The organism is Staphylococcus simulans (assembly GCF_002994445.1).
GTDB lineage: Bacteria > Bacillota > Bacilli > Staphylococcales > Staphylococcaceae > Staphylococcus > Staphylococcus simulans_B.
In genome coordinates this window covers 39,358-53,210 of record NZ_MRZJ01000005.1, presented here as the reverse complement: position 1 = coordinate 53,210, position 13,853 = coordinate 39,358, and the positions used below count along the sequence as shown (strand labels likewise).

At 33.6% G+C, this 13,853-nt stretch carries 12 protein-coding genes; all 12 read left to right on the top strand.

Translation table 11 applies throughout. From position 1 onward, the window contains the following. Window positions 1-1,194 carry an SIR2 family protein gene (locus C7N65_RS07995; protein ID WP_105993955.1) on the top strand — a complete coding sequence of 398 codons (1,194 nt, stop codon included), beginning with the start codon at window positions 1-3 and terminating at the stop codon, window positions 1,192-1,194. Then, a complete protein-coding gene (locus C7N65_RS07990) occupies window positions 1,181-2,944 on the top strand; it encodes an ATP-binding protein (RefSeq protein ID WP_234019063.1) in 1,764 nt (587 codons plus the stop codon). Before C7N65_RS07995 ends, C7N65_RS07990 begins: the two co-directional genes overlap by 14 nt. 218 nt (window positions 2,945-3,162) lie before the next feature. Further along, a complete protein-coding gene (locus C7N65_RS07985) occupies window positions 3,163-3,984 on the top strand; it encodes a hypothetical protein (protein ID WP_105993953.1) in 822 nt (273 codons plus the stop codon). 125 nt (window positions 3,985-4,109) lie between these two features. After that, window positions 4,110-6,056: a BglG family transcription antiterminator gene (locus tag C7N65_RS07980; RefSeq protein ID WP_105993952.1), complete on the top strand. Its 1,947-nt coding sequence runs from the start codon at window positions 4,110-4,112 to the stop codon at window positions 6,054-6,056. Between the two features lie 3 nt (window positions 6,057-6,059). After that, on the top strand, window positions 6,060-6,503 hold the full coding sequence (locus C7N65_RS07975) for a PTS sugar transporter subunit IIA (RefSeq protein WP_105993951.1): 444 nt from the start codon (window positions 6,060-6,062) through the stop codon (window positions 6,501-6,503). A gap of 1 nt (window position 6,504) precedes the next feature. Continuing rightward, window positions 6,505-6,789, top strand: coding sequence for a PTS sugar transporter subunit IIB (locus tag C7N65_RS07970; RefSeq protein ID WP_105993950.1), 285 nt, complete (start codon window positions 6,505-6,507; stop codon window positions 6,787-6,789). Window positions 6,790-6,809: 20 nt separating this feature from the next. Next, on the top strand, window positions 6,810-8,165 hold the full coding sequence (locus C7N65_RS07965; RefSeq protein WP_105993949.1) for a PTS ascorbate transporter subunit IIC: 1,356 nt from the start codon (window positions 6,810-6,812) through the stop codon (window positions 8,163-8,165). A 428-nt stretch (window positions 8,166-8,593) separates the two neighbouring features. Further along, a complete protein-coding gene (locus tag C7N65_RS07960; RefSeq protein WP_105993948.1) occupies window positions 8,594-9,511 on the top strand; it encodes a DUF5655 domain-containing protein in 918 nt (305 codons plus the stop codon). Window positions 9,512-9,651: 140 nt separating this feature from the next. Next, on the top strand, window positions 9,652-10,365 hold the full coding sequence (locus C7N65_RS07955) for a GntR family transcriptional regulator (RefSeq protein ID WP_105993947.1): 714 nt from the start codon (window positions 9,652-9,654) through the stop codon (window positions 10,363-10,365). Window positions 10,366-10,425: 60 nt separating this feature from the next. Further along, window positions 10,426-11,541 carry an SIS domain-containing protein gene (locus tag C7N65_RS07950; protein WP_105994090.1) on the top strand — a complete coding sequence of 372 codons (1,116 nt, stop codon included), beginning with the start codon at window positions 10,426-10,428 and terminating at the stop codon, window positions 11,539-11,541. A 29-nt stretch (window positions 11,542-11,570) separates the two neighbouring features. After that, complete coding sequence (locus C7N65_RS07945) at window positions 11,571-13,340, top strand: glycoside hydrolase family 35 protein (RefSeq protein ID WP_234019062.1); 1,770 nt, start codon at window positions 11,571-11,573, stop codon at window positions 13,338-13,340. Window positions 13,341-13,358: 18 nt separating this feature from the next. Beyond that, window positions 13,359-13,838: a PTS system mannose/fructose/N-acetylgalactosamine-transporter subunit IIB gene (locus C7N65_RS07940; protein WP_105993946.1), complete on the top strand. Its 480-nt coding sequence runs from the start codon at window positions 13,359-13,361 to the stop codon at window positions 13,836-13,838. The last annotated feature ends 15 nt before the right edge of the window (window positions 13,839-13,853 follow it).

Here is a 13,853-nt window from a genome sequence, read left to right as displayed (position 1 = left end):
GTGACAAAAGTAAATATAATGTTCGGAAAAAATAAAAATATATCTTATGATAGCAAAAATGTATATTTAAATAATGCTCCGTTAATAGATAAAGAAGAAAGAAAAAAAGAATGCCAAGATATTGACTTTAAAGAATTTGCTGAAAATGTGATGAGAGAAAAGTATAAGGCAATTTTATCAAAACAGTATGAGAATGTTGTAGTGTTGACTGGAGCTGGAAGTTCGATAGGATTTGGCGGAAAAAGTATGTACAATCTATGGGATGAAGTTGTTGACAAAGTAGGTTGTAAAGAATTTAAAGATTTTTGCAGTAATGTTCAATTTAAAGGTATAGATAGTAAAAACTTAGAAGACTTATTGTCAAATGCTGAGAGATATACGTCAATATTTAATGATAAGCAAGAAGTTATTGATACAATGAACGAAATAAAAGACATTATAAAAAGTGAATGTACTATAGAAAATGTTGGTGGAGAAGTACATTTGAGTTTTTTAAGAAAGTTATCTGCAAGAAAATTAAAATATAATAGGCCCAAAATATTTACTTTAAACTATGATACACTTTTTGAGCAGGCTGCTTCCCTAGGAGGATTTATTGTTATTGATGGTTTTTCATTTTCATCTCCAAGACAGTTTAACGGAATTTATTTTGATTATGACATAATTTCTAGAAATACCCATGCTATTTTGACTGATGAAAATTACGTTTCTCAAGTTGTACATATATACAAACCACATGGCTCTATAGACTGGGAAGAGACAGAAGAAAGAATAATAAAAAATGATGGAACAAGTAACCCATTGATGATTTATCCAAGTACTAATAAGTATGAAAATTCATATAAACAACCCTTTTTTGAAATGGTTTCTCGGTTCCAAGGAGAACTAAGAAAAAAGAATACATTATTAATGGTTATAGGATTTAGTTTTGGGGACAATCATATTGAAGCAATGATAGAAGAAGCTATGAATGTAAACGGGAGTCTTACCGTATTGATAGTAAGCCCAGGTGTAAAAAGCGATGAAAAAGATGAGAACAATGACAACTACCATAAATATAGAGAAAAGTCTAAAGTACTTGATTCTATTTATTTAGTCAGTGAAAAATTTGAAAGTTTTGTAAATAATTATCCAGATTCACAAATTTATAGTTACTATTATCAAGGAGAAAATACTACAAATGAGAGCATTTGATAACAATCTTTTTTTAGGATATGTGAACCAAGTGAATCCAGAATATATAAAAATACACTTTCCAACATCTACCCTATTAGATAAGACAATAATAGGTGAGGAAGAATTAAATGGAGGATTAGTTGGTAGCTATGTGACAATTGAAGGGGAAAACGTTGGGTTTATAGGTAGAATTATTGAGGTAGTTTTGCCTGAAAAAGAAAGACTTACTTTCAGCGATAGTAAATTTAGAAATACAGACTTTCATCCAACAGCACGTGTTGAAATTCTTATGGCATTTGACTATTTTGATACTAATAAAATATTGGTTTCTGCTTTTGCATTTCCTAATATTGGTGCCAAAGTATACATTTGTAGAAATGAGTTTTTTGGTAAATTTATTAAAAGGTTTGGTGGAGCTAATAAAGATGATTTAATGGTAAAAATAGGAACATTGATTTCGGATGATTTATCTGAGATAAATGTAAGTCAACAGGCTTTATTTAGTAGGCATTGTGCAATTGTAGGTACTACAGGAGGAGGTAAGAGTTGGACACTTGCAAGGTTGTTAGAAGAAATGAAAAAGAATAAGACAAAAGCAATAATTATTGATCCGACTGGAGAATATACTTCTTTTGAGAGTGATGAGTGTATTTCTGTTGCTATGGGACAAAATGCTTATTTTTCTTATAAAAATTTAACGATGGAGGATTTATATTATTTAGTTAAACCTTCAGAGGGAGTACAATCCCCTAAACTAAAAGAAGCAGTAACATCTTTGAAATTGCTTAAATATTATAATGAAATTAAAAATGATGGTGAAAAACAAAACAACTATCCTGGAAGTGTAATAAATAATGTAAAACAATATTTTGAACAGGAAGAAGGAGAAGGTTTAAAAACAGTAAAAAAAAGTGGTAACTGTATTAAAAATTACGAGTTATTTCATACGTATAGTGCGAAATATATTGAAAATAACCTTGATTTTGAATTTAACTTGCTTTCAAAACAAATTAGAGAAGAATGTATTTGGATTAATCAAACTAAATTTGGGGACCCTGACGAAAGGGCTTTGGGATTTTGTACTACATTACAGTCAAGGGTCTCAAACTTGGGTATGGACCCTAGTATTAATAATGTGTTTAACTTCAAAAATAACGATAACGGTAATAAAAGTGAAATAACTAACATAATAGATAATTTTTTAAAAAATGAATCTGAACAAATGTTATTAAGAATTGGATTTGAAAACATAAGTTATGAATTTGAAGTGAGAGAAATTTTAGCTAATGCAATTGGTAAGTACTTACTTAATAAATCAAGAAAAAAAGCGTTGGAAGATAATCCTATTGTACTTTTTGTTGATGAAGCACACCAATTCCTTAATAATAAAGTTAAAGATGATTATTTTGAAACTCAGAATTTATCAGCTTTTGATCAGATTGCAAAAGAAAGTAGAAAAAATGGCCTTTTCCTCTGTTTAGCAACACAAATGCCTAGAGATATACCAGTAGGAACACTGAGTCAAGTAGGAACATTTGTTGTGCATAGATTGATCAACTATAGTGACAAAGAGGCTATAAAACAAGCTTGTTCATCAGCAAGTATGTCAATTTTATCTTACCTACCCATTTTAGGAGAGGGCGAAGCTATTCTTACAGGAGTAGAATTTCCGATGCCACTCATTTTGAAAATAAATGCACCGAATACCAAACCTATTTCTGATACACCTAGATTTAAAAATAGTTATAATAAAAGAAAATTAAAATAATTGGATTTAGATCAAGTTCAAAAAGAGGTTACAGAGATGGATAAAAAATCGTCTGGAAGATACTATTAATAGTTATCATAAAGAATTAGGTGTATATAAAGGTAAGTAAGATGATAGAGGTTAAAAAAGAATTTTTAAATTTTCTATTGTGTTGCTTGCATGTATCTTGTTATGTTTAGTGTTAAGTATTGAAAAATAAATTTGAGGAAGTGATTCTATTGTCAGATATAATCATTTCGATAAAACAACTTATAGAGACTTTAAGAAAAGTAGTGAGAATACCACTTACTTATTTTGTTTTCGTTATTATACTGATAGATATTAGTAATAGTTCGTCATTTTTATCATCATTAAAAAATATTCTTCACGTGAACAATGGATTAGGGAAGTTTATTTGTTATGTAATAACAATAATATATTCCCATCCTATTTTTATAGCATGTATATCTCTGATTGTTATAGGAATGTTGATATATTTTACTGAGAAAATGCCATTTTTTAATGCTTTAAAAGAAAGTGAATATACAGATGGTTTTACACGTACTTGGTCAGCATGGTCCGCTATCAATAGAATATTGAGGATATTATGGAATTTAATTAGTTATTGGTGGGTATGGTCTTATATTTTGTATTATTTAATTACTGAAGATGCTCATTTGAAATGGCCCAGTTTGTATCAAATAGCTGATAGTTCATCCAATCAGACATTTTATTTCATAATGTTTTTAGGTTTCTATTTTAACTTATTAATTTTACTGTACTACATTCTAGATGCACTATTTTTGTTAGAATTTAAAAAAACAGTAACACATATAAAAAAAGAACACCTATACAGGTATATAGAGTTAAACTCAAAAAAATGTAATAAAGAAGTCAAGTTACTGAAATATAAGTGGATGGATGATGATACTTACTATGTTGTAATACTTGATGATGGGTTGCAAAATGATTTTAAAAAGAATATAGCGATGCATTATAAGGTCATTAATAAAACAAATAACTTTGATGAAGCTGTTTATATGTTTGAAAATATAAAATAAATTCAAGGGTGCTTAAATAGCACTCTTTTTTTGCTATGCAATTTTTCGGATTCTCTCATGCAAGAGATTGCACATCTATACAGTTAAGAAATCGCTTACAATATACATATAGGGAGGCTACAAACTTGTTGAGTCAAAGACAGATACAGATCTTGAATCTTTTGGATGAGAAACAAGGCTTTATGACAATAGCTGAATTAGCTAAGCAGTTTGATGTGTCGCAACGTACGATTCAATATGATTTAGAAGGTATTGAGGATGAAGCAGATCGCTTTGATTATAAGGTGTATCGAAATAAGTCCGAGGGTGTGAAGGTAGAAAACTCTGGAGCTCAATTGAGTGAAGGAAATGCTTCGACAGTTATACCAACTGTTCATTATACGAAAGATGAACGTGTACTAAGTATCATGTTGAAGTTGTTTGAATCAGATTTACCCATTTCTTCTAAAACTTTAGCAGAATTGATGAATGTATCTAGAAGAACAATTGTTGATGATTTGAAAGTTGTTCAAGAGTGGTTAAACTCGTATGATTTGGAATTAAACTATATTAAAAACAAAGGTTTTAATATCCAAGGTGACGAAGATAATTATCGTAAAGCCTATGCTAATAGGATTAAAGTCTATTTTAAAAATGCAGTGCCATTCGCTGAAGCGAATTTGTTTTCTGAAGATGATTTAAAACGTGTTAGACAAACAGTGATTCAAACGTTGTCAGAAGCACAGTATCATCTAGTGCAGTCTGCTGTAGATGGTTTGATTTACCATGTGTTAATTGCGTTACAACGATTAAAGGAAGATTTTTCATTCGATATTCCTCAAACTGAAATTAATAAACTTTCACACACGTCACAATATCAAATTGCTTTGAAAATGAAAGTTAATTTGGAAAAGGTATTTGAAATAGAATTCCCGCAATCAGAAGCTATCTTTATAACCTTGCATTTATTAGGCTCTAAAGTATCTGATGAAGATAACCCGGGAAATAACTCAGAACTTGAGCGGCTGGTTAATCAATTAATCGAACAAGTAAGTATTGTACTTTGTATTGATTTAACGAATGATAGAAAGCTGTTAAATAGTCTATTGATCCATATTAAGCCGGCATTACATCGTCTCAAGTTTGAAATGACTCAAAAGAACCCATTAAAAGATGAGATATATGAACGCTATTACAATTTGGTTGAAGCGATTGAAAGTCATATTGAATTGTTAGAACAACCATATAATGTTCAATTCTCAAGTGATGAACTTGCATTCATTGCGATTCACTTTGCATCTAGTATTGAACGTGTTTCAACACAAGAGAATAACAAAATCAAAGTGGTCTTATTGTGTGGTTCTGGAATAGGGACTTCTCAATTACTCAAAAGCAAGTTAGCCAACACATACCCTGAGTTAGATATTGCAGATGCTTACTCTGTATATCAAATCAATGAAAATCAGCTGCTCAACGAAAAAGTAGATTATATTATTTCAACAGTGCCATTTGAAATTAATAGTATCCCTGTTATTCAGGTGGATCCATTCTTAAACAAGACATCTCGCGATAAACTCAATCAAATGATTAATCAGTATAGAGAAAAAAGAATCGCTATGATGAATGAAATGGGAGATGATTTACTTACATTACTGCCAGCACACAGAATTAAGGTGTATCACAGTGCAGCAAGCAGAGATGCAGCGATAGATATTGCGGTAAAACCGTTGATTGATGATGGTGTTGTTCAATCAAGTTACGCAAATGAAATTAAAATGCAGTTTGAGAAGTTTGGTTCTTATATGGTAATCAGCCCTCACATTGCTTTAGTACATGCCAGTACTGAAAATGTTATACAAGGTGCAGGTTTTTCAGCAGCTTACTTTGAACAAGGAATTGAATTTGGTCACGAACAAAATGATCCGGTTCATGTTGTGATTACGTTAGCTACGAAGTCACCTAAAATTCATTTAAAAGCATTAGGGCAACTGAGCGAATTGCTAATGAATAAAACGACACAAGCCGCATTCTTATCAGGAGAAGTGGATTTAATTAATCAATATATAAAGGAAGTCAGTAAGAAAGGGGAGTAAGAAGTGTCACTCGAAATTTTAACGAAAGATAAAGTTCAAGTGCAAGATCATGTTGAAGATTGGTCTCAGGCAATTACTGAAGCATCACAGCCGCTATTAGAACAAGATTATATTGAAACAGGCTACGTTGACGCAATGATTAATAGCGTTAAAGAACTTGGGCCGTATATTGTAATAGCGCCCGACATTGCAATTGCGCATGCAAGACCGGACGATAATGTAAATAAGGTGGGTTTAAGCCTTTTAAAGTTAAATCACGCAATTAATTTTGCGGAAGACAGCCATTATGCATCACTTATCTTTGTACTAAGTGCAACAGACAGCACTTCTCATTTAGGTGTTTTACAAAGTTTAGCAGGTGTACTCGGCAATCAAGCAGTTGTTAAGCAATTATTAGATTCAAAAGATAGCGATGAAATTATCGAAATTATAAAGGAGAATGATTAAGATGAAAATTTTAGTAGTATGCGGACACGGTTTAGGAAGTAGTTTTATGGTAGAAATGAACGCTCAAGAAGCATTGAAAAATATTAATGCACCTTCAGATATTGAAGTAGAACACAGTGACATTATGACAGCAAGTCCTGATATGGCAGATTTATTTATCTGCGGTCGTGATTTAGAAGAAAACGCAGAGCGTTTAGGCAATGTTTTAGTATTAGATAACATCCTTGATAAAGATGAACTTCAAGAAAAGTTAGAAGCGAAATTAAAAGAAGATAACCTTATCTAATTAAAGGGGAGGGATAAGCCATGCAAGCAATATTAGATTTTATTGTTGATATACTCAGTCAACCTGCAATTCTTGTGGCGCTTATTGCACTGGTAGGTTTAATTGTACAAAAGAAATCTGCTTCGCAAATCACAACAGGTACAATTAAAACAATTTTAGGTTTCTTAATCTTAAGTGCTGGTGCAGACGTAGTTGTAAAATCACTAGAACCATTTGGTAAGATCTTCCAACATGCCTTTGGCGTGCAAGGGGTTGTACCAAATAACGAAGCAATCATCTCATTAGCATTAAAAGATTATGGTACAACAGCCGCATTAATCATGGTATGCGGTATGTTAGTGAATATCTTAATTGCACGTTTCACTAACTTGAAATACATTTTCTTAACAGGTCACCATACCTTCTACATGGCAGCATTCTTAGCTATTTTACTCACAGTAGGCCATATTAAAGGCTCATTAACAGTAATCATCGGAGCTATCATTTTAGGGTTGATTATGGCAGTCTTCCCAGCATTGCTACAACCGACAATGCGTAAGATTACCGGTAATGATCAAGTCGCATTAGGACACTTTGGTTCTATTAGTTACTGGGCAGCAGGTGCTGTTGGTAAATTATTCAGCGGAAAATCAAAATCAACAGAAGATATTAAATTCCCTAAAGGTTTAAGTTTCTTACGTGAGAGTACGATCAGTATTTCATTAACAATGATTGCCTTATACTTAATCGCTTGTCTGTTTGCAGGACCTGGTTATGTACAAGACAAAATCAGTGACGGTCAAAGCTTTATCGTATTCTCATTGATTCAAGGTGTGACATTTGCAGCAGGTGTATTCATTATCTTAACAGGTGTACGTTTAATCTTGGCTGAAATTGTACCAGCATTCAAAGGGATTTCAGAGAAATTGGTACCAAACTCTAAACCAGCTTTAGACTGCCCGATTGTCTTCCCTTATGCACAAAATGCAGTGTTAATCGGATTCTTCGTAAGTTTTATCACTGGTGTAATCGGTATGTTCATCATGTTCTTAATCGGTGGTGTAGTGATCTTGCCAGGCGTAGTACCTCACTTCTTCTTAGGTGCTACAGCAGGCGTATTCGGTAACGCACGCGGCGGTATTAAAGGCGCAGTTGCAGGGGCAGTAATCAATGGTTTATTAATCACATTCTTGCCGCTACTCTTCTTACCATTCTTAGGAGACCTAGGTGTAGCTGCAACAACTTTCTCAGATACAGACTTCTTAGTTGTGGGTATTGTATTTGGTAATATCGTTAAATTCTTAGGATTAATCGGTGCAATTATTGCGATTGTAGTCATTGGTGCTGCAGCATTTATCCTACAAGGCAAAGCGAATAAAAAAGCAGAAAGTAAATAATATTATTTTGATAACCAGCTATTCAAACCAGAGTAGCTGGTTTTTTTGATGCATCATATTTAATTAATTGATAAAAATACTGAATTTACTGTTCTTTTTTGGATTTAAATCCAAGGAATATAATTATAGTAACGATTAAAGGAAGTAGTAAGCCGTCAACTAAGTTTAAATTTCTGCCGAAGAGTAACATAATTGAATTGTAGATAATCAGGCTTAATATATAGAATAAAACGAAGCGAACAATATCCTACATAGAAATACCCTCCTAAAACTCTTGTTATTTAATAATCATAACAAACAATAACAATTCGTTTTAGTGATGATTTTAATGATGTATAAAATCATCGGATAACTCACTGTTTTTTACATCCTTTATAGTAAAATAATAAAGAAAACTATCAAGAGATACATAAGGGTGTGGCGTGAAGATGGCTGATATTAAATTATTTGATGTGAATGGTGAAAATGTAAGAGAGCTAACAGGACAGTCAGTGACGATTGAAAAAGAACTTCAAACTATGATTGAAAATCATTTGGAGACTTTTTTAGGTGTTAAGTTTCTCGCAAGTGAGTATACGACAGGAAGAAGGCATGGCGGACGCATAGACACTTTAGGGATAGATGAAAATCATGTGCCGGTGATTATTGAATATAAGCGTACAACCAATGAAAATGTAATTAATCAAGGTTTGTTTTATTTAGATTGGCTGCTAGATCATAAAGGCGAATTTCAAATGAATGTGTTGAAGCAATTAGGTAAAGATGTTGCTGATGAAATCGATTGGTCTAATCCACGATTAGTTTGTATTGCCGGGAACTTTACTAAATATGATGAGCATGCGGTACAGTTGATTGATCGAAACATTGAGCTATATCGCTATAGCTATTATGATAATCGCTATTTATTGTTAGAACTTGTTAATGTAAATACACCGCAAGTTAAGCAGCAAACAGCACTAATTTCCAGACAACACCAGAACGAAGAATCTAATAGCTTCTTTTTAAATAGCATAGAACTTGCTTCAGATGATTTAAAAGTACTATATGAAGAACTATATAATTACATCATGTCATTAGGTGACGATGTTCAGTATAAAGCGCAAAAGTTTTATGGTGCTTTTAAACGTATCAAAAATTTTGTGTGTGTAGAAATGCTTCCTAAGAAGAATCAGATTTTAATATACGTAAGAATAGATATTTCAGATGTTGAATGGGAAGATGGATTTAATAGAAATATGACAGGTACAGGGCACTATGGAACAGGTAATATGGCAGTCTATATTAAAACTAAAAAAGATTTAGAAAAAGCAAAGCAATATATAGATGCTAGCTATGAAAATAATTGAGCATTTTTAATTAATAATTACAAACAGAGGATGTTCTCATATTTTCATTCCAGTAATTCACATAATATTTACAAAATACCTAGTGACAAGCGCTTACATGTCAATTATAATAAAAGTGGTTATAACCAGAGGTGATGTAGATGAATAACTCTAAAGCGCCGTTATATTTTCAAGTTTATGAAGATATTAAAAATAAAATCAGTAACGGTGAATATGGAGAAGGAACGAAGTTGCCATCTGAAAGAAAACTATGTGATTTGTATGATGTGAGTCGAATTACGATTCGTGAATCATTGGATCGTTTAGAACAAGAACAAATGATTCGGCGTGAACATGGCAAAGGATCAATTGTATTAGGCAATCATTATACACAAGTGTTGAATAGTCTTTATAGTTTTAAAGATGAAATTGAGAAGAACGGCAATATTGCACGTACAAAAGTAATCAGTATGGACAGTATTGAAGCAACACCTTTTTTACAAGAAAAGATGAACTTAAAACCGTTTCATTCTGTTTATCGCTTAATACGTTTGCGATTAGCGAATGAACAACCTATGATTTATGAAATCACATATTTGCCTGTAAGGTTATGCGAGGGATTGGATAAATTTGATTTCAATCAGCATTCGCTTTATGAGACATTGAATAACTATTATGATATTCAAATTGATAGTGCTTATGAAAGTTTAAGTGCTATCAAACTAAAGAAGCAGATTGCGGATTTATTAAATGAAAGTGTAAATGCAAGTTGTATGTTCATTGAACGTGTCAGCTATGTTGATGGCGACATTATTGAATATACACAATCTTACGCAGGTGGGAACAATTACAAATACACAGTAAAACTTTTATAAGTACTGTGTGTTTAATACAACTGGTTATGACAACATAACAACATATTGGGAGGAAGAATCATTTTGAAAACAACAGATACTTACAGAGAAATACAACAACAGCCTTCTGTGTGGAAGAAAACGTTCGATATTGTGAAAGCTGTATCAGAAGACTTCAAGCAATTCGTCGCTGATATTGAACAAAATGAATCAACTCAAAAGTATAAAGTCATCTTTACAGGTGCAGGATCTAGTGCATATGTAGGCGACATTGCTCGTATGGCAGTGGATAACAAGAAATTCCCTAAATGGAGTTTTGAATCTGTACCGACAACGCATTTTGTGACAAATCCAGCCACTTATGTTGATGCGGATACAACATACTTAGTTGTTTCATTTGCACGTTCAGGCAACAGTCCTGAGACACAAGGTACAGTTGAATTGTTCAATCAACTCTCTCAACATGTGTATCACTTGTTCATTACGAATAACAAAGAAGGCTTCTTAGGACGCTATGCGGATGAAGATAATGCATTTAAAGTTATCCTTCCAGATGAAACGAATGATAAATCACTTGCGATGACTTCAAGCTTCTCAACAATGCTGTTGTCTGCTGCATTGCTGTTTGGTTCAGAAAAAGCAGATGAATCTTATTTCAAAAATGTAGAACAAAACTTTGACTGGATTGATGCGAAAGCAAGCGAAGTTGCTAAACAACAATTCAAAAAAATCTTTTATGCCGGAACAGGTATGCAAGGTGAGTTAACAAAAGAAGTAAGTTTGAAATTGAATGAATTAACTTCAGGTGCTATTGAGATTGCGAAAGAAACAACACTTGGATTCAGACATGGTCCTAAAGCAGGTTTGAATGACAATGCATTGTTCATCATGCTGCGCGGAGCAAATGACTACCAACGTCGTTATGAACAAGATGTCATTAATGAAATCAATATTCCAGATCGCAACTATCAAATTTTAATTCTTGATGGCAAAGATGAAGGGTCAGAGTTTACTATCACATTCCCAGATTCAGAAGGATACAGTGATTTAGAATTAACACTTGAATACTTGATTTTCGGTCAGTTATTAGCCTTTTACAAATCCGTGCAATTAGGATTAAATCCAGATAACCCTAGTCCGAACGGTTTTATCAACCGTGTCGTAAAAGGAGTAACGATTTATCCGTTTGAAGGATAAGCAAGGCAATATTAAGGAGGCGAAATCATTTGGGTCAATTCACAGTCGAGCAAGAATTTATGTTAGATGGTAAGCCTTTGAAAATTTTATCAGGTGCAATTCATTACTTCAGACTTTTACCAAAGGATTATGAACATTCTTTATATAACTTAAAAGCTTTAGGCTTTAATGCGGTAGAAACCTATATACCATGGAATTTTCATGAAACAGTTGAAGGTGTATTCGACTTTTCAGGTACGAAGGATTTGAAGCGTTTTATTCAAACTGCTGCAGATATAGGACTATATGTTATCGTTCGCCCCTCTCCATATATTTGTGCAGAGTGGGAGTTCGGAGGTTTGCCTGCATGGTTATTAAACAAGAATGTACGTGTCCGCTCAAGAGACCAGAACTTCTTAGATTATGTAGCACGTTACTATGACCGCTTATTTGAAATATTAGTTCCTCTTCAAATTGACCATCATGGCCCTATACTCATGATGCAAGTTGAAAATGAATACGGATCTTATGGCGAAGATAAAGCATACCTGCATGCTTTAGCACAGTTGATGCGCAACAGAGGTGTTACTGTACCGCTCTTCACTTCTGACGGCTCTTGGCAGCAATGTTTAGAAGCAGGCAGTCTTGCTGAAGAAGGCATATTGCCGACAGGTAATTTCGGTTCTAAATCAGTGAAACGCTTAAATAACCTGAAACAATTCCATAAACAGTTTCATCAGCAATGGCCGTTGATGAGTATGGAGTTTTGGGATGGTTGGTTTAATCGGTGGGGAGACCGCATGATCACACGCCAAAGCGATGAATTGATTAACGAAATAAAAGAGGCAATCCAACTAGGTTCAATCAATTTGTATATGTTTCATGGCGGTACAAACTTTGGATTTTGGAATGGATGTTCTGCACGTGGTCGTATCGATTTACCGCAAGTGACTTCGTATGATTATGATGCACCGCTGAATGAAGCGGGCAATCCTACTGAAAAGTACTTTAAAATCCAACGTTTGATTAAATCTCGTTTTCCAGAACTAGAACAATCTGAACCTAGGGTGAAACCATTGATGAAGATTGATGAGATTAAACTGAAAAGCAAAGTGAGTCTATTCAGTATCTTAAATGACATCAGTCATTATAGTCAGTCATTCTATCCAGAGGCGATGGAAAAAGCAGGAAGCGGTTATGGCTATATGGTATATCGTACAACCTTGAAAACAGCGACAAGACAAGAATATTTAAGAATTGTCGATGCAAGGGATCGTGTACAGCTTTTCTTGGATAACGAAAAAGTTTATACAGCATATCAAGAAGCCATCGGCGAAAAGTTTGAAGTCGCATTAAAACAACCAACAGTTCAAGCGGATATTCTTGTAGAGAATATGGGACGAGTGAACTATGGTTATAAATTAACAGCACCAACACAACGAAAAGGCATAGGACAAGGTTTGATGCAGGATTTGCACTTTGTCCAAAACTGGGAACAATTTGATATTGATTTTGACTTATTGACAAGTGAACACTTTGAACAAGAATGGCAAGCAGAACAACCGGGCTTTTACCGTTATGAATTTATTGTCGATATCCCGCAAAGTACATATATAGATGTTAGCGATTTTGGTAAAGGCATTGTTCTAGTGAACGGATTCAATATAGGACGATATTGGGATATTGGACCGACACTTTCGCTTTACATTCCTGGTGCATTGCTGAAACAGGGCATGAATACAATTGTTGTATTTGAAACTGAAGGAAAGTATGCAGATAAAATAAGCTTGTTACAAGCACCTAAATATATATCCTCATAAGAGTAAGGAGAGAACATCATGACAATTATAGCAAACAGAATCGACGGTCGATTAATTCATGGACAAGTCGCAAACTTATGGGCAACGAAATTAAACATCTCACGCTTTATGGTAATTGATGACGAAGTCGCACAAAGCACCATTGATAAGCAAGGTTTGAAACTCGCAACACCTGCAGGTGTTCGCTTAAGTGTATTACCTGTAGCTAAAGCAGCTGAGAATATCAAAGCAGGTAAATATGATTCACAAAGATTGATGGTTATCGCTAAAAAGCCAGACCGCTTCTTAGCATTAATCAACCACGGCGTGGACTTAGATGTACTGAACGTAGGTAATATGTCTCAATCAGACGAAACAAAATCTATTACACGTTCAATCAATGTAACAGACAAAGATATCAGCGACTTTAAAGAGATACAAGCAAAAGGCGTTAAGATAACTGCTCAAATGGTTCCTAATGACAAAGCAGAAGATTTTATGACATTAATTAAAGGATAGTCAGGAGTGAAGACA

What these genes read in the sequence shown, in the direction of transcription:
- C7N65_RS07940 (WP_105993946.1), top strand. Translation starts at nt 13,359, where the DNA reads ATGACAATTATAGCAAACAGAATCGACGGTCGATTAATTCATGGACAA.
- C7N65_RS07960 (WP_105993948.1), top strand. Translation starts at nt 8,594, where the DNA reads ATGGCTGATATTAAATTATTTGATGTGAATGGTGAAAATGTAAGAGAG.
- C7N65_RS07990 (WP_234019063.1), top strand. Translation starts at nt 1,181, where the DNA reads ATGAGAGCATTTGATAACAATCTTTTTTTAGGATATGTGAACCAAGTG.
- C7N65_RS07965 (WP_105993949.1), top strand. Translation starts at nt 6,810, where the DNA reads ATGCAAGCAATATTAGATTTTATTGTTGATATACTCAGTCAACCTGCA.
- C7N65_RS07955 (WP_105993947.1), top strand. Translation starts at nt 9,652, where the DNA reads ATGAATAACTCTAAAGCGCCGTTATATTTTCAAGTTTATGAAGATATT.
- C7N65_RS07970 (WP_105993950.1), top strand. Translation starts at nt 6,505, where the DNA reads ATGAAAATTTTAGTAGTATGCGGACACGGTTTAGGAAGTAGTTTTATG.